Below are 18,805 nucleotides of genomic sequence, written 5' to 3'. Positions count from 1 at the left end.
GGCAGCCCCGCCACCGGCCGTCGCGGGACACGTTCCGTTCACCGACCGGTGCCAGACTGTGGCCCATGAGCACCGACCCGTCCGTCCTCGCCGCCCACGTCTCCGGCTCCCTGGACGACGGGCCGCCCGAGGCGGCCCTCGCGGCCGTGGGCGGGGACACCTTCGACGTCGACCCGCCGTACCGGCCCGACCCCGAGGCCCTCGCGGCCGTCGAGAAGCACGGCGACCGGTTCCTCGACCGCGAGGTCTCGTGGCTGAAGTTCAACCAGCGGGTGCTGGAGCTGGCGGAGGACCCGTCGCTGCCCCTGCTCGAGCGCGTGCGCTTCCTCGCGATCTTCGCGAGCAACCTCGACGAGTTCTTCATGGTCCGCGTGGCCGGTCTCAAGCGACGGATCGCGGCGGGCGTGGCCGTGCGCGCGGCCTCCGGGATGCTGCCGCGCGAGGTGCTCAAGGAGATCTGGGCGACCACCCGTGACCTGATGGACCGGCACTCCCGCGTCTTCCGCGAGGAGATCACGCCGGCGCTGCTGACCGAGGGCATCCAGCTCGTGCGGTGGGACGACCTCGACCGCGAGGAGCAGAAGCACTGCAAGCGGCTCTTCCGCGACCGCGTCTTCCCCGTGCTGACGCCGCTCGCCGTCGACCCCGCGCACCCGTTCCCCTACATCTCCGGGCTCTCGCTCAACCTGGCCGTGCTCGTGCGCAACCCCAAGTCGGGCAAGGAGCAGTTCGCGCGCGTCAAGGTGCCGCCGATCTTCGACCGCTTCGTCGCCGTCGGCAACCAGCGCTTCGTGCCGCTGGAGGACGTCATCGGCGAGCACCTCAAGCGCCTGTTCCCCGGCATGGAGGTGCTGCAGGTCCACACGTTCCGGGTCACCCGCAACGAGGACCTCGAGGTCGAGGAGGACGACGCCGAGAACCTGCTCGCCGCCCTCGAGAAGGAGCTGCTCCGCCGCCGCTTCGGCCCGGCCGTGCGCCTCGAGGTCGAGGAGTCGATCGACGAGAACGTGCTCGAGCTGCTGATGTCGGAGCTCGCCGTGCGCGAGGAGGAGGTGTTCCGGCTGTCGGGCCCGCTCGACCTCCGCGGCCTCAACGACATCGCCGACCTCGACCGCGAGGACCTCCGCTACCCGGCGTTCGTGCCGAGCACCCACTCGTTCCTCGCCGAGGTCGAGTCGAGCTCGCCCGTCGACGTGTTCAAGGCCGTGCGCCGCCGCGACGTGCTGCTGCACCACCCCTACGACTCGTTCTCGACGTCGGTGCAGCGCTTCCTCGAGCAGGCCGCGGCCGACCCGCACGTGCTCGCGATCAAGCAGACGCTCTACCGCACCTCCGGCGACTCGCCGATCATCGACGCCCTCGTCGACGCGGCCGAGGCCGGCAAGCAGGTGCTCGTGATCGTCGAGATCAAGGCGCGCTTCGACGAGACCAACAACATCCGCTGGGCCCGCAAGCTGGAGCACGCCGGCTGCCACGTCGTCTACGGCCTGGTCGGTCTCAAGACCCACTGCAAGCTGTCGCTGGTGGTGCGCGACGAGCCCGACGGCATCCGCCGCTACACCCACATCGGCACCGGCAACTACAACCCGAAGACCGCCCGCCTCTACGAGGACCTCGGCCTCCTGACGGCGGACCCGCGCATCGGCGAGGACGTCGCCCACCTCTTCAACAACCTCTCCGGGTTCTCGCGCAACGCGTCGTACGACGAGCTGCTCGTCGCCCCCGACTCGGCGCGCACCGGCCTCGTCGAGGCCATCCACGGCGAGATCGCGCACCACCAGGCCGGGCGGCCGGCCCACATCCGGTTGAAGGCGAACTCGGTCGTCGACGAGGCGGTCATCGACGCCCTCTACCTCGCCTCGCAGGCCGGCGTGCCCGTCGAGCTGCTCGTGCGCGGCATCTGCTCGCTGCGTCCCGGCGTGCCCGGTCTCTCCGAGACCGTCGCCGTGCGCTCCGTGCTCGGGCGGTTCCTCGAGCACAGCCGCGTCTTCTGGTTCGCCGGCGGCGGCCGTCCGGAGGCGTGGATCGGCTCGGCCGACATGATGCACCGCAACCTCGACCGGCGCGTCGAGGTGCTCGTGCGCCTGCCGCAGGAGCAGGAGGCGAACGTCGCCCGGCTGCTCGACCTCGCGTTCGCCGACGACACGGCGGCCTGGCTGCTCGGCCCCGACGGCGAGTGGCGGCACAACGGCGGGTCCGTCCACCTGCAGGAGACCCTCATCGACCGCCAGCGGCGCCGCCGGCCCTGATCCACGCCTCCGCGCCGGGCCGCCGGTCGGCCCGCGACCACCCGCGGGCCGCGTGCGTCGTACGACGCGGGGGCCCGGCGTCGGCGCGCGCGAGGGGTCGCGGTTGCGTCACCGAGTTGACCTGGCCCTAGCATGGGGCGGCCACGTCCCGTCCAGCAGGAGAATTCCGTGGGTTTCCGCTTCCGTCCCGTCGACGGCTCGTTCTTCGAGCTGTTCTCCCAGTCGGCCCAGCACCTCGTGCGTGGTGCCGACCTGCTCGCCGAGATGCTCGCGGACGGGGCCGACCGTGACGACGTCGCCCGCCGCATGCGCGACGCCGAGCACGCCGCCGACGAGACCACGCACGCGATCGTGCGCCAGGTGAACAGCACGTTCATCACCCCCTTCGACCGCGAGGACATCTACGCGCTCGCGTCGGGCCTCGACGACGTCATGGACGAGATGGACGAGGCGGTGGACCTGATCCTGCTCTACGAGGTGAAGGTGCTGCCCCCGGAGCTGAGCCAGCAGGTCGAGGTGCTGCAGCGCTGCGCCGAGCTCACCGCCGACGCGATGCCGCGGCTGCGCACGATGAAGGACCTCTCCGAGTTCTGGATCGAGATCAACCGTCTCGAGAACGCCGGCGACAAGAACCACCGCCGCACCCTCGCCAGCCTCTTCAGCGGCACCTACAAGACGCTGGAGGTGCTGAAGCTGAAGGACATCGTGGAGGCGCTCGAGCGCGCGGTCGACGCCTTCGAGACGGTGGCGAACCGGGTGGAGCAGATCGCCGTCAAGGAGTCCTGAGCGTGGAGCTCACCATCGTCGTCGTGGTGGTCGTCGTCGCCCTCGTCTTCGACTACACCAACGGCTTCCACGACGCGGCCAACGCGATCGCGACCTCGGTCTCGACCCGTGCGCTGACGCCCCGCGTCGCCCTGCTCATGGCGGCCGTCATGAACTTCGTCGGTGCCTTCCTCGGCCAACGGGTCGCGGAGACGGTCGCCGAGGTGATCACGCTCCCGGCACCGGACACGACCTCGATCGCGGTGCACGGGCTCGTCGTCGTGCTCGCCGGGCTGCTCGGCGCGATCGCCTGGAACCTCGTGACCTGGTACTTCGGGCTGCCCTCGTCGTCGACCCACGCCCTCATCGGCGGCCTCGTCGGCGCGGCGATCGCCGGCGGCGTCACGGTCAAGTGGGACACGATCGTCGAGAAGGTCGTCATCCCGATGCTGCTCTCGCCGCTCTTCGGCTTCGCCGCCGCGTTCGCGGTGATGATCGCGATCATGTGGATCTTCCGGAGGAAGAACCCGGCGAAGGTCAACCGCGGCTTCCGCGTGGCGCAGACCCTCTCGGCCGCCGCGATGGCGCTCGGCCACGGCCTGCAGGACGCCCAGAAGACGATGGGCGTCATCTTCCTCGCCCTCGTCACCGGCGGCTTCGCCTCCCGCGAGGACGGCCTGCCGCTCTGGGTGATCTTCTCGGCCGCCGCCGCGATCTCGCTCGGCACGTACGCCGGCGGCTGGCGCATCATGCGCACCCTCGGGCGCCGCATCATCGACCTCGACCCCCCGCGCGGCTTCGCGTCGGAGTCGGTCGCGGCCGGCGTGCTCTACACGACCGCCTTCGCCTTCCAGGCCCCCATCTCCACCACCCACACCATCACCTCGGCCGTCATGGGCGCCGGCGCCACCAAGCGGTTCTCCGCCGTGCGCTGGGGCGTCGCGAAGTCGATCGTGAGCGCCTGGATCCTGACCTTCCCCGCCGCCGGCCTCGTCGGCGCCCTGGGGTACTGGCTCGCGCACTTCGTCTTCGAGATCGCGCCCTGAGGTTGGGGTGCGCGGCGGCCCGGCCGCGGCGCCGTACCGACGCGGTGGCCGCGGGCGCCTGGCGCCGTACGCCCGTTCCCTCGTGCCGGGTAGTCCCTGACGAAGTGGTCGTGCGCACGTCCCCCTGACGACCACTTCGTCAGGGACTACCTCGGCCAGCGGTGACCGACCGAGTTCCAGCCCCTCACTCGTCATGCCGCAGCCCGGCGGTAGGCGAGGAGGCGGTCACGTTCCGCGCCGACGAGGGTCCGCCTGGCAGCGACCGTCGTGGTGGACGTCCACCACCGCGGCGGCTCCGTGCTCCAGCGCCTGGCGCGCGCGTCCCGTCCCTGCGCACGCGCGTAAGCCGCTCGCAGGCGTCCCGCACGCTCCTCGACCGACATACCGGCGACGAGCACGACGTGCTCGAGGCCGACGGAGCGGAATGCGTGCTCTCGCCGGAGGTCCGACCGGCGGCGGGCGACCGTCAGGTGGTCACCGCCGTCGTACTCACCCACGACGCCCGCCTCGGGATCGACCAGGTCCGGCGTCCCGAGGTGTCGTCCGTCGAGGTCGAAGACCGGGTGGTTGCACAGAGGCCGCGGGAGCCCCGCGTTGACGCTCCACACGTAGCGTGCCTCGGACTCCTGGGGCGACCAGCTGTTCTCGTCCATGAGCGCCAGCGCGTCGCGAAGCCGTCCAACGCCGGTCCACCCGTTCAGCTGACTGGCGTAGGCGGCCAGCTCCTCGGTCGACACCAGATCGTCGTACGCCGCCATGTCGGCGACGACGAGGGCGGCGACGAGCGACGGCGCGTACCGCATCTCGAAGGCCACCGACCGTGCCGCGGTGGTGACGCGGACACCGTCGACCACCTCGATGGTCGGCGGGGCCAGCCGCTCGGCCGAGATGGCGAACCCCGGCTGGGGTCGTCGGTCGAACGTGCTGACGGCGAGGGGAACCGGCCGGTGTGATCCGTCTGCGTGCCGACCGGTGCTCCAGCGGGCGCCGGACCACGCCAGCGCCGCCCACCCCGTGACGGCGCCGCTGTGACCGGCCAGGAGGGCCGCCGCCTCGACCACGCGCTGCGCCGGCACGCTGCGATCGACGTCGCCCGGGACGTAGAGTCCCCGACTCGTGCGCTGCCAGCTCGCACGAGCCTGCCCACGGGTCGGGCCCCGGCTGGCGCGGGCTGTCTGGCCGGCGGCCGCCGGCCGGACCACTCGACGCGGCACGACGAGGTCGGGACGCCGGCGCGCGAGAACTCCTTCGAGGAGCTCGAGGGGGTCGGTCGCGGTCACCCGATCGATCATCGGACCTGTCCGACCGCCCTGCTCGTCGTCATCCACAGGGCCCGTGCCCGCCCTGGCCGCGTCTGCTCGTCTGGTCGAGGTAGTCCCTGACGAAGTGGTCGTCAGACGGAGGTCCGAACGACCACTCCGTCAGGGACTACCCGGCCCCGGCAGGATGCGCCGGGCCGCACCACGAGCAGCACTCCCGCCACCCCACCATCCCCCCCGACGCGAACGAGCCCGCGCGTACGTCGTACGCGCGGGCTCGTGGATCGCTGTCGGGTGGGGCGCACCCGGCAGACGGGGGCTCAGCCGAAGCGGCCGGAGATGTAGGCCTCGGTGGAGTCGTTGTCCGGGTTGGCGAACACCTTCTCGGTCGGGTTGAACTCGACCAGGTGGCCCGGCTGGCCGGCACCCTTGAGGTTGAAGAAGCCGGTGTCGTCGGAGACGCGCGCCGCCTGCTGCATGTTGTGGGTGACGATCACGATCGTGTACTGCGACTTGAGGTCGTGGATCAGGTCCTCGATCGCGGCGGTGGAGATGGGGTCGAGGGCCGAGCAGGGCTCGTCCATCAGCAGCACCTGCGGCTCCACCGCGATCGCGCGGGCGATGCAGAGGCGCTGCTGCTGACCGCCGGAGAGGCCCATGCCGGGCTTGCCGAGGCGGTCCTTGACCTCGTTCCAGAGGTTCGCGCCCTTGAGCGACTTCTCGACGATGTCGTCGGCGGCCGACTTCTTCAGCTTCTTCGAGTTGAGCCGGTTGCCCGCGAGCACGTTGTCGTAGATCGACATCGTGGGGAACGGGTTGGGGCGCTGGAAGACCATGCCGATCTGGCGGCGCACGGCGACGGGGTCGACGCCGGGCTCGTAGAGCGACTGCCCGTCGACCAGCACCTTGCCCTCGACGCGGGCGCCGGGGATGACCTCGTGCATGCGGTTCAGCGACCGGAGGAAGGTCGACTTGCCGCAGCCCGAGGGGCCGATGAACGCGGTGACGGCGCGCGCCCGGATGGTCATGTTGACGCCCTGCACGGCGAGGAAGTCGCCGTAGTAGATGTCGAGGTCGGAGACGTCGATGCTCTTGGCCATGGTGTGTCTTTTCCTTCTCTCGCCGCGTCAGCGGCCGGTCTTGGGGGCGAACGCCTTGCCGATGAGCCGCGCCAGCACGTTCAGGATCATCACGATGGCGATGAGGACGAGGGCAGCGCCCCAGGCCCGCTCGTAGCCCGGCGCCGCCGGGATGCCGGGCTGCGTGTAGCTGTAGTAGATGAACACCGGCAGCGTCGCCATGCGCTCGTCGAAGAGGTTGAAGTTCACCGAGTCGGTCTTGCCCGCGATGATCAGCAGCGGGGCCGTCTCACCGATGACGCGGGCGATCGCGAGGGTCACGCCCGTCACGATGCCACTCATCGACGTCGGAAGCACGACCTTGGTGATCGTGCGCCACTTGGGCACGCCGAGCGCGTACGCCGCCTCGCGCAGCTCGTCGGGCACCAGCTTCAGCATCTCCTCCGTCGAGCGCACGACGACCGGGATCATGAGGATCGACAGCGCGACCGCGCCACCGAAGCCCATCCGGACGCCGGGCCCGAAGAAGAGCACGAACAGCGCGTAGGCGAAGAGGCCGGCGACGATGGACGGGATGCCCGTCATCACGTCGACGAGGAACGTGATCGTCTTGGCGACGCGGTTGCCCGCGCCGTACTCGACCAGGTAGATGGCCGTGAAGATGCCGATCGGCACCGAGATGAGCGTGGCTGCCAGCGTGATCAGCACCGTGCCGACGAGCGCGTGGTAGATGCCGCCCTGCGCGTCGCCGAAGACGCTGCGCATCGAGAACGTGAAGAACTCGGGCGACAGCGCCGGCAGACCCTTGTCGAGCAGCGTCCACAGCAGCGAGACCAGGGGCACGAAGGCGAAGAGCAGCGCGACCCAGACGAGTGCGGCCACGAGCCGGTCGACGGCGCTGCGCGAGCCCTCGACGGCGCGCGACCAGCTCGGCAGCGCGACGACGAAGACGACGGCGGCCACGAAGGCGGAGAGCGCGACGCTGGAGCCGAGCACCAGCCAGAGCACCCCGCCGAGGGCGAGGGCGGCCACGGCGACGAGCGCCGGGGCGTACGTCGGCAGCCGCGGCCCGGTGAGCGGCAGCAGGTCGCTCTCGGTGGGCGTGGGGTTCTTCTCGAGCGTGGTCATGCGTTGAGCCTCTTCCCGCTGCGGGCGACGATGGCGCGTGCCGCGAAGTTGACCGCGAAGGTGATGAGGAACAGCACGAGGCCGGACGCGATGAGCACGTTGACCGAGAGGCCCGTGGCCTCGGGGAACGAGCGCGCGATGTTGGCCGCGATGGTGTTCGGGTTCTGGGTGGTGATGAGGTTGAGCGTCATGACGCCGGTGCCGCTGGCGGAGAGCACCATGGCGACCGCCATGGTCTCGCCGAGCGCACGGCCGAGGCCGAGCATCGTGGCCGAGACCATGCCCGACTTGGCGTAGGGGAAGACCGCGTAGCGGATCATCTCCCAGCGCGTCGCCCCGAGGGCGAGCGCCGCCTCCTGGTGGAGCGTCGGCGTCTGCGCGAAGATCTCGCGGCAGATCGCGGTGATGATCGGGATGACCATCAGCGCCAGCACGAGGCCGGCGGTCAGGATGGTGCGGCCGCCCGTGGCGGCCGGGCCGGAGAACAGCGGGATGAAGCCGAGGTTGGCCTCGAGCCACACGTAGATGTCACCCATGAACCGGCCGAAGAAGAGGATGCCCCAGAGGCCGTAGACGACGCTGGGCACGGCGGCCAGCAGGTCGATCATGTAGCCGAGCGGCGTCGCCAGGCGACGGGGCGCGTAGTGGGAGATCACCAGCGCCATGCCGATCGACAGCGGCGTGGCCACGATGAGCGCGATGACGGCCGCGAGCAGCGTGCCGTAGACCAGCCGGCCCGCGTAGACCAGGAAGTTCGCCTCGCCCGCGACGGCGCCGCCCGAGGCACCGAGCCCCGGGATGCCCTCCACGGTGAGGAAGATCGCCACGCCCGCGAGCGCGACGAGGATGATCATGGCCGCGCCGAACGACAGTCCCTTGAAGATCTTGTCGCCCGGCCGCTCGGGCGAGCGACGCTTGACCGGCGGCTCACCCTTCGGGGGCCTCGGCTTGGCGGTGTCGGTAGAGGACACGTGGGTTCACACTTCCTGGTTCGGACGCCGCCGCTCGGCGGTGCGCACGAGGCGCACCGCCGAGCGGCAGACGAGCTGTTCCGTTGTGACGGTCGTCAGCCGACCGTGATGGCGTCGACGATGTCGGCCGCCTGGCTGCGCAGGTCCTCGGGGAGCGGCGCGGCACCGGCGTCGTTCGCGCCGGCCTCCTGGCCGTCCTCCGAGAGGATGTAGGAGAGGTAGCCCTTGACGAGGTCGGCCTGCTCCTGGTCCTCGTAGGTCTGGCACGCGATCAGGTACGACGCGAGGACGATCGGGTAGACGCCCGCCTCGGTGGTCGTGTGGTCGATGTCGACGGCGAGGTCGACCTCGTCACGGCCCTCGACGGGCGTGGACGCCGTCAGGATGGCGCCCGCGGCCTCGGGGGTCGGCGCGACGAACTCGTCGCCCACCGCGACGGAGACGGTCGACAGACCGGCCTCCTCGACCTGGGCGCCGTCCGCGTAGCCGATGCTGCCGGCGGTGCCGCCGACGACCTCGATGACGCCGGAGGTGCCGGTCGCGGCCTCGCCGGTGGCGGGCCACTCGTCGGAGGGCTCGTGGGGCCACTCGCCGACGGCGGCGAGGTACTCGGTGAAGTTCTCGCTCGTGCCCGACGCGTCACCGCGGTAGACGGGGTTGATCGTGTCGGACGGCAGCTCGGCGTCCGGGTTGTCCGCGGCGATGGCCGGGTCGTTCCACGTGGTGATCTCGTTGTTGAAGATGCCCGAGATGGTCGTGGCGGAGAGCTGGAGGTCGTCGACGCCCTCGAGGTTGTAGGCGATCGCGATCGGCGCGACGTAGGCCGGAATCTCGATCGGGGAGGTGCCGCTGCAGCGCTCGGTCGCGTCGGTCAGCTGGCCCTCGTCGTCGTCGAGGTAGGCGTCCGAGCCGGCGAAGGCGACGCCGCCCTCGATGAACTGCTCGCGGCCGCCACCCGAGCCGACCGGGTCGTAGTTGACCGTCACGTCGGGCGCGGAGCCCTGGAAGTTGGCGCGCCACACGTTCTGCACGGACTCCTGCGAGGAGGCGCCCGCGCCGTTGAGCGTGCCGGAGAGCTCCTCGGTGCCGGCGGGCACGTCGGCGTCGGAGCCCGAGTCCTCGTTGCCGGCGCCACAGGCGGACAGGGTGAGGGCCAGGGCGGCCACACCGGGCACGAGGTACCGGCGGTAGGAACTGCGCTTCACTGCGTGTCTCCTGATGTCTACGGATGAACTGACCCACGGAACGTAAGGAGCGTCGGTGTACGGATTGATCGGCGTCAGTGAACGACCGGTGAACACCACTGACCGAACCGGCCACGATCAGGCGGGCAGGCAGGGACGATCAGGTGAACGCGGGCGCAAGGCCCTTGACGGCATGACCGGGGTCACACTGAAATGAGTGGTTGGGGCCTTGCCCGCCGATGAGCGAGGACTCACATGCGACCAGGTCAGACGGCCTGCAGCTCCGTCGCGACCACGACGCCCTTGCGGTGGTGCACGACGAGCGCCTCGCCCTTGGCCAGCTCCCGCGGCGGCAGGCCCAGCGCCTCCCACACGAGCGGCAGCACCGGCCGGTGGGTGCACAGCACGCTCGAGGTCCGCGGGGCGTCGTGCAGCAGGGCGGCGACCACGCGCCGTACCCCCGCGGCGTCGGCCCCCTCCTCGCTCAGCGCGTCGGGCAGCTCCGGGTGGTGGGCGGTCGCGTCGACGTACGCCTGCACGCTCTGGACGCAACGGGTGCTCGGCGAGGTGACGACACGCTCCACGCCGTACGCCGCCAGCAGCGGGACCCAGCGGCGCGCCTGGTCGTGGCCGGCCTCGTCGAGCGGGCGGAGGCGGTCGTCCTCGCGCCAGCGCGACCGTGGGTGGGTGTCGCCGTGGCGCAGGACGACGAGCGGGTGCGTACGGCGGGGGACGCCCAGCGCCTCCGCGAGGGTGGCGCGGTCGTAGTCGTAGGTCAGCCGCGCCGGTGCGTCGGCCCACGCGACCCACGCGACCTCGTCGATCTCGTCCTCGGCCGTGTAGCCGGTGACGTCGTCGTCGCCGAGCACGCGGGCCGACCAGTAGGCGACCGTCTTGTCGCGCGGCCCGGACCGGCCCGTCACCGGGTAGCGCTGGCCCGTCAGCGGCACGCCGAGGCGCACCCGCAGGCCCGTCTCCTCCGCGACCTCGCGCACCGCGGCCGCCACCACGTGCTCGCCGGGGTCGACCTTGCCCTTGGGGAAGGACCAGTCGTCGTACCGGGGCCGGTGGACCAGGAGCACCTCGCGGCCCGGACGGGTGACGACGGCTCCGGCGGCGCGGACCACGGGACGCAGGGGTGGCTGCATGGCCCCATCCTCACACCGCCGGACGGCCCGACGGTCAGCGGAACCGGCGCAGCCGCAGGCTGTTGCTGACGACCAGCACCGACGAGGCCGCCATCGCCGCGCCCGCGATCATCGGGTTGAGCAGGCCGGCGGCGGCCAGCGGGATCGCGGCGACGTTGTAGGCGAAGGCCCAGAACAGGTTGACCTTGATCGTGCGGAGCGTACGGCGGGCCAGGCGCACCGCGTCGGGCGCGACGAGCAGGTCGCCCCGCACCAGCGTCAGCTCGCTCGCCTCGATGGCGACGTCGGTGCCGGTGCCCATCGCGAGGCCGAGGTCGGCCTGCGCGAGCGCGGCGGCGTCGTTCACGCCGTCGCCGACCATGGCCACGCTGTGGCCCTCGGCCTGCAGGCGGCGGACCACCTCGACCTTCTCCTCGGGCAGCACGTCGGCCACGACGTCAGCCTCGTCGATGCCCACCTCGGCCGCGATCGCGACCGCGGCACGGCGGTGGTCACCGGTGAGGAGGACGGGGCGGAGCCCGAGACCCCGCAGTCGCTCGACGGCCTCGGCGGACGACGGCTTGACGGTGTCGGCGACCACCAGCACACCGCGGGCGGCGCCCTCCCAGCCGACGACCACGGCGGTGCGGCCCTGCGCCTGCGCGGCCTCGACGGCGTCGGCCACATCGGCGGGCAGGTGCCACCCCTCGTCAGCCAGCAGCGACGGGCGGCCGGCGAGCACGAGCGTGCCCTCGACCTCCCCGCGCACGCCGCGGCCGGGCACGTTCGCGAACGCGGCGACCGGGGGCACGTCGCCCTCGGCCCCCGCGACGACGGCGCGGGCGACCGGGTGCTCGGAGGCGGCCTCGACGGCGGCCGCGCGGCGTCGTACGTCGGACACGGCCACCCCGGGGGCGGCGACGACGTCGAGCAGCGCCATCGCACCGGTGGTGACGGTGCCGGTCTTGTCGAGCACGACCACGTCGACGCGACGGGTCGACTCCAGCACCTCGGGACCCTTGATGAGGATGCCCAGCTGGGCGCCGCGGCCGGTGCCGACGAGCAGCGCGGTCGGCGTCGCCAGGCCGAGCGCACACGGGCAGGCGATGATCAGCACCGCGACCGCGGCGGTGAACGCCGCGCCCGCCCCCGAGCCGGTGCCGAGCCAGAAGCCGAGGGTGGCCACGGCGATCGCGATGACGACGGGCACGAAGACCCCGGAGATGCGGTCGGCGAGGCGCTGGACCTCCGCCTTGCCGGTCTGGGCGTCCTCGACGAGACGGGCCATGCGCGCGAGCTGGGTGTCGGCACCGACGCGGGTGGCGCGGACGACGAGGCGCCCGCCCACGTTGGTGGTCGCGCCGACCACCGCGTCGTCCGGAGCGACCTCGACGGGCACGGACTCCCCCGTCAGCATCGACGCGTCGACCGCCGACGTACCGCTCTCGACGACCCCGTCGGTGGCGACGGTCTCCCCGGGGCGCACGACGAAGCGGCTGCCGACGACCAGCCGCTCGGCGGGCACGAGCTCCTCGCGCTCGCCCCCCGGCGCGGCCGGGTCGGGCACGAGGAGCGCGACCTGCTTGGCCCCGAGGTCGAGCAGCGCGCGCAGCGCCGCCCCGGCCTGGCGCTTGGCGCGCTTCTCGAAGTAGCGGCCCCCGAGGAGGAAGGTCGTGATCGCGACCGCGGCCTCGAGGTAGATGTTGCCGGCGCCGTCGCTGCGCTCGATGGTCAGCTCGAACGGGTGGGTCATGCCGGGCGTGCCGGCGGTGCCGAGGAAGAGGGCGTAGAGCGACCACGTGAACGCGGCCGTCACCCCGACGGAGACGAGCGTGTCCATCGTCGCCGCGCCGTGCCGGGCGTTGACGAGGGCCGCGCGGTGGAACGGCCACGCGCCCCACACGACGACGGGCGCCGCGAGGGTGAGGCTCGCCCACTGCCAATGGTCGAACTGGAACGGCGGCACCATCGCGAGCACCACCACGGGCAGGCTCAGCAGGGCGCTGACGAGGAGGCGCTGGCGCAGGGCGGTGACCTCGGGGTCGACGTCGTCGCCCCCGGAGCCAGCGGCGTCGTCGCCCGGGCCCTCGGCGCCGGGGGCCGGCGGCGGTGCGGGCAGCGCTGCGCCGTACCCCGCCTGCTCGACGGTCTCGACCAGGGAGGCCGGGGCGAGCGTCGCGGGGTAGGTGACCCGGGCCTTCTCGGTCGCGTAGTTCACGGTGGCGACGACGCCGTCGAGCTTGTTGAGCTTGCGCTCGATGCGGTTCGCGCAGGACGCGCAGGTCATGCCGGTGAGCGCGAGCTCGACCTCGGCGGTGACGGGCGCCGGCGCGGCGTCGGTGGGCGTGCTCATCGGTCTCCCCCGTGCTCGTCGTGGGACGCGTCGCCGCCACCCGTGCCGGAGCCGTGGGCCGGCGCGGGCGCGGGGTCGACGGGGTCGAAGCGCGTGCCGACGCCGTACGCCGCCACGAGGACGACGACGAGCGCGGCGACGTAGAGGACGACGCGGAGCGAGTCACGCACGAGGAGCACCTCCGGACGAGGGGGCGGGCGGGTGGACGGGTCAGACGAGCGCGTAGCCCGCCTCGGCGACGGCGGCGTCGACGGCCGAGCGCTCGAGGGGTGCACCGCTGGTCACGGTGACGGCGCCGCTGTCGACGACGACCTCGACGCCCTCGACGCCGGCGATCTCGCTGATCTCCTCGCGCACGGACGCCGCGCAGTGGCCGCAGGTCATGCCGGTGACGGTGTAGGTCTCGGTGTGGCTCATGGGTGCTCTCCTTCGGTACGCCGCGGCGGGCGGCGGGTGGGCTCTAGGGGGCTGCGGGCTGGGTGCTGGCCGGCGGGGACCCGCGGTCAGCGGACGAGGCGGCCGATCGCGTCGACGGCCTCCTGGACCTTGAGGTCCGCCTCGTCGCCGCCCTGGCGTGCCGCGTCGGCGACGCAGTGCGTGAGGTGGTCGCCGAGGAGCGTGAGGGAGACGGCGTGGAGGGCCTTCGTCATGGCGGAGACCTGCGTGAGGATGTCGATGCAGTACTTCTCGTCCTCGACCATCCGCTGGAGGCCGCGGGACTGGCCCTCGATGCGGCGCAGCCGCCGCAGGATGTCGTCCTTGTGCCCGATGTAGCCGTGGTGGTGCTCCGGCTCGGGGACGGAGCCCTCGGAGGGCTCCGGGGCACGCTGCGCGTCGGGGGTCGTCTCAGCCATGCCGCCGAACATACCCCCCAGGGGTATGGGGTTCAACCTCGGTCGTGCCGAGGGGACGTCAGGAGGAGCGGGCGCCGAGACCGAGGATGCGGTCGATCTCGTCAAGGGAGAGGGGGCCGTCGGACTGGCTCGCGGCCACCATCAGGTTGGTCGTCAGCTCGACCTCCGTGAGGAGGACGCTGTCTTCGAGGGTCACGTCGAACTGGTCGTTCACGCACCCTCCTCGCATCCTCGCCGTCTGACCCCCGCAGATCAGAGTGCCCTACCGGTGGTCACGGGAAACGCGGACCTGGGATAAACCACCCATATCGACGACGTCACGGGTGTCGCGTCAGGAAGCGGCGCCCGATCGCGTCGTACGGGCGGGGCCCGGGGTGACGGGGCTCAGGAGGCGTCCGCGGGCGAGACCGCGGAAGCGAGCGAGTCGTGGATCACGAAGACCTTGGCGAGGCCCGTGATGCGGAAGATCTTGAGCAGGCGGTCCTGGCTGCAGATCAGCTGGAGCGAGCCGTTGTGGGCGCGGACCTTCTTGAGGCCGCCGACCAGCACGCCCAGACCGGTGGAGTCGAGAAACTCCACGGCCTCCATGTCGATCACGAGGTCGAAGGTGCCGGAGGCCACGAGCTCCGTGATGCGGTCGCGGAGCCGAGGTGCCGTGTAGACGTCGATCTCGCCACCGACAGCGACGATGGTCTTGCCATCGGCCTCGCTGGTCGCAAGAGTCAGGTCCACGTCGTCTCCTCAGGCACGGGGTGTGCTCATCGGGTGTGCTCGCCGGCACGTCCCCCGAACGTGCCGGGCATATCAAACCACGCTCACCCCCGCACGCGCAGGCAGTACCCGCAATGTGCGACCACCGTCATGACACGGCCCGGTCGACGGGCCGGCCGGCGGCCTCGGCCGCGGGCCACGGAGCCCGGTGTCGGCGGTCCTTGGCACACTCACGGGGTGAGCCCGTCCCCCGCGTCCGACGCCCGGCCCCTGGGCCGTCCGGCGGGTCGACCCGCGGAGGGCTCCGTCGACGTCGCGGCGCTCCCCGAACGCCTGGCGCGGCTCGTGGGAGGCGGCGAGCGCGTGGAGCGACTGCGCCATGTCGAGCTGCTGCCCGCCCGGGAGGCCACGACGGCACCGTGGCCGACCTGGGCGCACGCCGACGTGCGGGCGGCCTACGAGCGGACCGGCGTGCGGGAGCCCTGGGCCCACCAGGCGTGGGCGGCCGACCTCGTCCACGCGGGCCGTCACGTGGTGGTGGCCACCGGCACGGCGTCGGGCAAGTCGCTCGCCTACCAGCTGCCGGCGCTCTCGACGATCCTCGCGGCCCGGGGCCGGCGGGGCGAGCGGGGCGCCACCGCGATCTACCTCGCGCCGACGAAGGCGCTCGCCGCCGACCAGCTGGCGGGCCTGACGGCCCTGGCCACCGGTGTCCGGGCCACGACCCACGACGGCGACAGCCCGCCCGAGCTGCGGGACTGGACGCGCGACCACGCGGAGTACCTGCTCACGAACCCCGACATGCTCCACCACTCGCTGCTGCCCGGCCACGCCCGCTGGGCGTCGTTCTGGAAGTCGCTGCGCTACGTCGTGGTCGACGAGTGCCACCATTACCGCGGCGTCTTCGGCGCCCACGTGGCCCAGGTGCTGCGACGGCTGCGGAGGGTCGCGGCGCGGTACGGCGCGTCCCCCGTCTTCGTCCTGGCCTCCGCGACGGCGGCGTCCCCCGCCGACACCGCCGCCCGGCTCACCGGCCTGGAGGTCGACGCCGTCACCGACGACGCCTCGCCGCGCGGGCAGGTGGCGGTCGGGCTGTGGCAGCCGCCGCTGACGTCGTACGACGGGGAGAACGGCGCCGCCGTGCGTCGCGCCGCGTCCTCGGAGGCGGCCGACCTGCTCGCCGACCTGGTGAGCGACGGCGTGCGCACGCTCGCGTTCGTGCGGTCGCGACGGGGCGCCGAGCACGTGGCGCTGACGGCGGCCGAGCTGCTGCGCGAGGTCGACCCGTCGCTGGGCTCCCGGGTGGCGGCCTACCGCGGCGGCTACCTGCCCGAGGAGCGCCGCGAGATCGAGCGCTCGTTGCGCGACGGCAGCCTGCTGGGCCTGGCGGCCACGAACGCCCTCGAGCTGGGCATCGACGTGGCGGGCCTCGACGCGGTGCTGGTCGCGGGATTCCCCGGCACCCGGGCCGCCCTGTGGCAGCAGGTGGGGCGTGCCGGTCGAGCGGGTCAGGACGCCCTCGGCCTGCTCGTGGCGCGCGACGACCCGCTCGACACCTACCTGGTGACCCACCCCGACGCCCTCTTCGGCGCCCCGGTGGAGGCCACGGTGTTCGACCCGTCGAACCCGTACGTGCTCGCGCCCCACCTGTGCGCCGCCGCCGCCGAGATCCCGCTGACCGTCGACGAGCTCGACCTGTTCGGGCCCACGACGGCGTCGGTCGTCGACGGCCTGGTGGCCGCCGGGCTGCTGCGCCGTCGCACGGCGGGGTGGTTCTGGACCGACCGGCGACGCGCCAGCGACCTCGCCGACCTCCGCTCCACCGGTGGCCAGGCCGTGCAGCTCGTGGAGCAGACCACGGGCCGGGTGGTCGGCACGGTCGACGCCGGCCGGGCCCACGGCAGCGTGCACACCGGGGCGGTCTACGTGCACCGGGGCGAGACCTGGCTCGTCGACGAGCTGTCGCTCGACGACCACGTGGCGATGATGCGGCGGGCCGACCCGCCGTACTCGACCTCCGCCCGCGAGGTGACCGAGATCCGGGTGGTCGAGGAGCAGACGGCGACGACCTGGGGCGAGTGCGGGCTCGCGCTCGGCACCGTCGACGTGAGCCACCAGGTGGTCGGGTTCCTGCGCCGCCGCGAGCCCGGCGGGGAGGTCATGGGCGAGCAGCCGCTCGACCTCCCGGCCCGCACCCTGCGCACCTCCGCCGTCTGGTGGACGGTGCCCGACGCGGCGCTCGCGACGAGCGGCATCGACCCGGCCGACCTGCCGGGCGCCGCCCACGCGGCGGAGCACTGCTCGATCGGGCTGCTGCCCCTCTTCGCGACCTGCGACCGGTGGGACATCGGGGGCGTCTCGACCGTCGTGCACCCCGACACCGGCGTGCTCACCGTCTTCGTCTACGACGGCCACCCGGGGGGTGCCGGCTTCGCCGAGCGGGGGTACGGCGCGGCCGGCGCCTGGCTGCGCGCGACCCGCGAGACCATCGTGGCCTGCGCGTGCCCGGAGGGCTGTCCGTCGTGCGTGCAGTCCCCGAAGTGCGGCAACCAGAACAACCCGCTCGACAAGGCCGCCGCGGTGCAGCTGCTCGACGTCCTGCTGCAGCACGCGCCCTGAGCGGCGCCGGGACCGATCCGTACCGCGGGGGGGGGTTCCGACGCACCCGGTACGTCAGGACCTTCAGCACCCCGGCTCGACCCGGCTCGGCGCCGCACGGCGTGGAGCTTCCGACGCACCCGGTACGTCAGGACCGCCACTCGGCGGAGGCCCAGCGGGAGGCGGCTCACCGCGGGTTCGCCGGGCCGGCGCGGGCCTCGGCGACCAGGGAGGCGCCGAGACCGGCGACGTCCGGTCCGTCGACCTCGACGCGCACCCGGACGTCGCGCCCGACGACGGTGCACGCGACGAGGCGGGCGCCGTTGGCGCCGGCGGTCGAGCCCGCCGCCCCGCACGCCGAGCCGCCGCCGTCACCCGGCGCGAGCGCCTGCGCACCGGCGAGAGCGGCCAGGTCGGCGGCCGCCTGCGCCCGACGGTGGTCGACGACCAGCGCGATGCCGGCGGCCACGACGAGCGTGACGGTGAGGAGCACCCCGACGAGTCCGACCGCGAGCACGGTGGCAGCACCGCGCTGCCCGTCGCGCCCGTCGCGCCCGTCGGGCCCGGCCCGTCCGCTCCCACCGTCGCGCCGGTGGGAGCGGGTGCGGTGGTCGACGTGGCACCAGCGGCACCACGCGGAGCGGCGACGCCGACGCCGGTCGCGGACGCACCGGGTGCGGTCGGGGGTCACTGCTGCTCCCGCTGGGCCGTGGCGGTCGCGGTGAGCGCCACGCTCGGGGCCCAGTCGAACAGGCCCCCCGGACCGTCGACCCGCGCGGTCACCGTGACCGTGACGACCTCGTCGGTGGCGGACGCCTCGATCGAGGCTCCCTCGGGCGCGACCCGGGCACCGGCGGCGACGGCCGTCGCACGGGGGTCGTCGCGGGCCAGGGAACGGGCGGTCTCCCGCGCCGCGTCGACCACCCGCGCCTGGTCGATGCCCAGGGCGAGGAGCCAGCAGAGCCCGATCGTCACGGCGACGAGCACCGGCAGGACCATCACGGTCTCAGCGGTCACGGCCCCCCGCTGCGAGCGCCGGGCACGGCGCCGGCCGGCCGGGGTGGCCGGAGTGGCCGCGGCCGACCGGCGCCCGGCCATCAGCCGATCCCCAGCAGGCCGAGCACGTGGTCGAACATCGAGCTGAGCATCTCGTTGCCGAGACCGCCCGTCAGCAGCTGGTAGGCCAGCCCGGCGAGGCCCGCGCCCGCCGCGGTGCCGACGGCGTACTCCGCGGTCGTGATGCCCCGCTGGTCGCGGCGGCCGCCCCACCAGGCGCGCCGGCGGGTCATCGACTTCCCCGTCGGCTCCTGCATCGTCTTCTCCATCGTGGTGTCCATCAGCTGTCTCCTTCTTCGTGGTCCCGCCCACCTCGGGCGGCAGGTCGACTCTCGTGGCCGCCGAGGCCCCGTGGGGCGGTCCGACGGACGGCTGTGGAGGCGCCTGCGGGCGGCCCGCACTGGGGACGGGGAGCGGCCCGCCCG

General features: G+C 73.0%; 19 protein-coding genes. 4 read left to right on the top strand and 15 right to left on the bottom strand.

The genetic code is table 11. The features are described from left to right. Positions 1-65: 65 nt before the first annotated feature. The 3 genes from K329_RS0122130 to K329_RS0122120 all read left to right on the top strand — a co-directional run bounded on the left by K329_RS0122130 (position 66) and on the right by K329_RS0122120 (position 4,060). Positions 66-2,249, top strand: a complete 2,184-nt coding sequence (locus K329_RS0122130; RefSeq protein ID WP_084541509.1) for an RNA degradosome polyphosphate kinase — start codon at positions 66-68, stop codon at positions 2,247-2,249. Between the two features lie 168 nt (positions 2,250-2,417). Beyond that, complete coding sequence (locus tag K329_RS0122125) at positions 2,418-3,035, top strand: DUF47 domain-containing protein (RefSeq protein ID WP_028474745.1); 618 nt, start codon at positions 2,418-2,420, stop codon at positions 3,033-3,035. Positions 3,036-3,037: 2 nt separating this feature from the next. Then, on the top strand, positions 3,038-4,060 hold the full coding sequence (locus K329_RS0122120; protein ID WP_028474744.1) for an inorganic phosphate transporter: 1,023 nt from the start codon (positions 3,038-3,040) through the stop codon (positions 4,058-4,060). Between the two features lie 191 nt (positions 4,061-4,251). Here the strand turns inward: K329_RS0122120 and K329_RS28805 are convergent, their stop codons facing one another. From K329_RS28805 to K329_RS0122060, 12 genes are all read right to left on the bottom strand, one after another. Continuing rightward, positions 4,252-5,340, bottom strand: a complete 1,089-nt coding sequence (locus K329_RS28805; RefSeq protein WP_245596652.1) for a hypothetical protein — start codon at positions 5,338-5,340, stop codon at positions 4,252-4,254. Between the two features lie 299 nt (positions 5,341-5,639). Further along, positions 5,640-6,419, bottom strand: a complete 780-nt coding sequence (gene pstB / locus K329_RS0122110) for a phosphate ABC transporter ATP-binding protein PstB (protein ID WP_028474743.1) — start codon at positions 6,417-6,419, stop codon at positions 5,640-5,642. Positions 6,420-6,446: 27 nt separating this feature from the next. Further along, on the bottom strand, positions 6,447-7,526 hold the full coding sequence (gene pstA / locus K329_RS0122105) for a phosphate ABC transporter permease PstA (protein ID WP_028474742.1): 1,080 nt from the start codon (positions 7,524-7,526) through the stop codon (positions 6,447-6,449). After that, on the bottom strand, positions 7,523-8,497 hold the full coding sequence (gene pstC, locus K329_RS0122100) for a phosphate ABC transporter permease subunit PstC (RefSeq protein ID WP_028474741.1): 975 nt from the start codon (positions 8,495-8,497) through the stop codon (positions 7,523-7,525). Before pstC ends, pstA begins: the two co-directional genes overlap by 4 nt. 95 nt (positions 8,498-8,592) lie before the next feature. After that, a complete protein-coding gene (gene pstS / locus K329_RS0122095; protein ID WP_028474740.1) occupies positions 8,593-9,702 on the bottom strand; it encodes a phosphate ABC transporter substrate-binding protein PstS in 1,110 nt (369 codons plus the stop codon). Positions 9,703-9,947: 245 nt separating this feature from the next. Next, the gene (locus K329_RS0122090) at positions 9,948-10,829 is read right to left on the bottom strand and encodes an NUDIX hydrolase (protein WP_028474739.1); all 882 of its coding nucleotides are present in this window, start codon (positions 10,827-10,829) and stop codon (positions 9,948-9,950) included. A 34-nt stretch (positions 10,830-10,863) separates the two neighbouring features. Then, positions 10,864-13,161, bottom strand: coding sequence for a heavy metal translocating P-type ATPase (locus K329_RS0122085; RefSeq protein ID WP_028474738.1), 2,298 nt, complete (start codon positions 13,159-13,161; stop codon positions 10,864-10,866). Beyond that, the gene (locus K329_RS28800) at positions 13,158-13,331 is read right to left on the bottom strand and encodes a hypothetical protein (protein ID WP_157571872.1); all 174 of its coding nucleotides are present in this window, start codon (positions 13,329-13,331) and stop codon (positions 13,158-13,160) included. Before K329_RS28800 ends, K329_RS0122085 begins: the two co-directional genes overlap by 4 nt. 40 nt (positions 13,332-13,371) lie before the next feature. Further along, positions 13,372-13,578 (bottom strand): heavy-metal-associated domain-containing protein, encoded by a 207-nt coding sequence (locus tag K329_RS0122075; protein WP_028474737.1) that lies wholly within the window; start codon positions 13,576-13,578, stop codon positions 13,372-13,374. An 86-nt stretch (positions 13,579-13,664) separates the two neighbouring features. After that, positions 13,665-14,015 (bottom strand): metal-sensitive transcriptional regulator, encoded by a 351-nt coding sequence (locus tag K329_RS0122070; protein ID WP_052337338.1) that lies wholly within the window; start codon positions 14,013-14,015, stop codon positions 13,665-13,667. 58 nt (positions 14,016-14,073) lie between these two features. Beyond that, positions 14,074-14,229 (bottom strand): hypothetical protein, encoded by a 156-nt coding sequence (locus tag K329_RS31350; protein WP_169721626.1) that lies wholly within the window; start codon positions 14,227-14,229, stop codon positions 14,074-14,076. A gap of 170 nt (positions 14,230-14,399) precedes the next feature. Then, positions 14,400-14,747, bottom strand: coding sequence for an STAS domain-containing protein (locus K329_RS0122060; RefSeq protein WP_028474735.1), 348 nt, complete (start codon positions 14,745-14,747; stop codon positions 14,400-14,402). Positions 14,748-15,071: 324 nt separating this feature from the next. Between K329_RS0122060 and K329_RS0122055 the strand changes: the two genes are divergently transcribed. After that, on the top strand, positions 15,072-17,345 hold the full coding sequence (locus K329_RS0122055) for a DEAD/DEAH box helicase (protein ID WP_245596687.1): 2,274 nt from the start codon (positions 15,072-15,074) through the stop codon (positions 17,343-17,345). 166 nt (positions 17,346-17,511) lie between these two features. On the opposite strand, the gene K329_RS28795 is transcribed toward K329_RS0122055, so the two are convergent. The 3 genes from K329_RS28795 to K329_RS0122040 all read right to left on the bottom strand — a co-directional run bounded on the left by K329_RS28795 (position 17,512) and on the right by K329_RS0122040 (position 18,661). Next, entirely contained in the window at positions 17,512-18,015 is a 504-nt protein-coding gene (locus tag K329_RS28795; RefSeq protein WP_084541507.1) for an Rv3654c family TadE-like protein, read from the bottom strand. Further along, positions 18,012-18,341 carry a TadE family type IV pilus minor pilin gene (locus K329_RS28790; protein ID WP_245596651.1) on the bottom strand — a complete coding sequence of 110 codons (330 nt, stop codon included), beginning with the start codon at positions 18,339-18,341 and terminating at the stop codon, positions 18,012-18,014. Before K329_RS28790 ends, K329_RS28795 begins: the two co-directional genes overlap by 4 nt. 80 nt (positions 18,342-18,421) lie before the next feature. After that, a complete protein-coding gene (locus K329_RS0122040) occupies positions 18,422-18,661 on the bottom strand; it encodes a DUF4244 domain-containing protein (protein WP_245596650.1) in 240 nt (79 codons plus the stop codon). Positions 18,662-18,805: the final 144 nt, after the last annotated feature.

Origin of the sequence: Nocardioides alkalitolerans DSM 16699 (assembly GCF_000426525.1) — a bacterium.
GTDB classification, from domain to species: Bacteria; Actinomycetota; Actinomycetes; order Propionibacteriales; family Nocardioidaceae; genus Nocardioides; species Nocardioides alkalitolerans.
This window is presented reverse-complemented; position numbering and strand designations above follow the sequence as displayed.

Excerpts from the sequence above, each read along its gene's own strand:
- K329_RS0122130 (WP_084541509.1), top strand. The coding sequence starts at position 66 with ATGAGCACCGACCCGTCCGTCCTCGCCGCCCACGTCTCCGGCTCCCTG.
- pstB (WP_028474743.1), bottom strand. The coding sequence starts at position 6,419 with ATGGCCAAGAGCATCGACGTCTCCGACCTCGACATCTACTACGGCGAC.
- pstA (WP_028474742.1), bottom strand. The coding sequence starts at position 7,526 with ATGACCACGCTCGAGAAGAACCCCACGCCCACCGAGAGCGACCTGCTG.
- K329_RS0122090 (WP_028474739.1), bottom strand. The coding sequence starts at position 10,829 with ATGCAGCCACCCCTGCGTCCCGTGGTCCGCGCCGCCGGAGCCGTCGTC.
- K329_RS0122085 (WP_028474738.1), bottom strand. The coding sequence starts at position 13,161 with ATGAGCACGCCCACCGACGCCGCGCCGGCGCCCGTCACCGCCGAGGTC.
- K329_RS0122075 (WP_028474737.1), bottom strand. The coding sequence starts at position 13,578 with ATGAGCCACACCGAGACCTACACCGTCACCGGCATGACCTGCGGCCAC.
- K329_RS0122070 (WP_052337338.1), bottom strand. The coding sequence starts at position 14,015 with ATGGCTGAGACGACCCCCGACGCGCAGCGTGCCCCGGAGCCCTCCGAG.
- K329_RS0122040 (WP_245596650.1), bottom strand. The coding sequence starts at position 18,661 with ATGGACACCACGATGGAGAAGACGATGCAGGAGCCGACGGGGAAGTCG.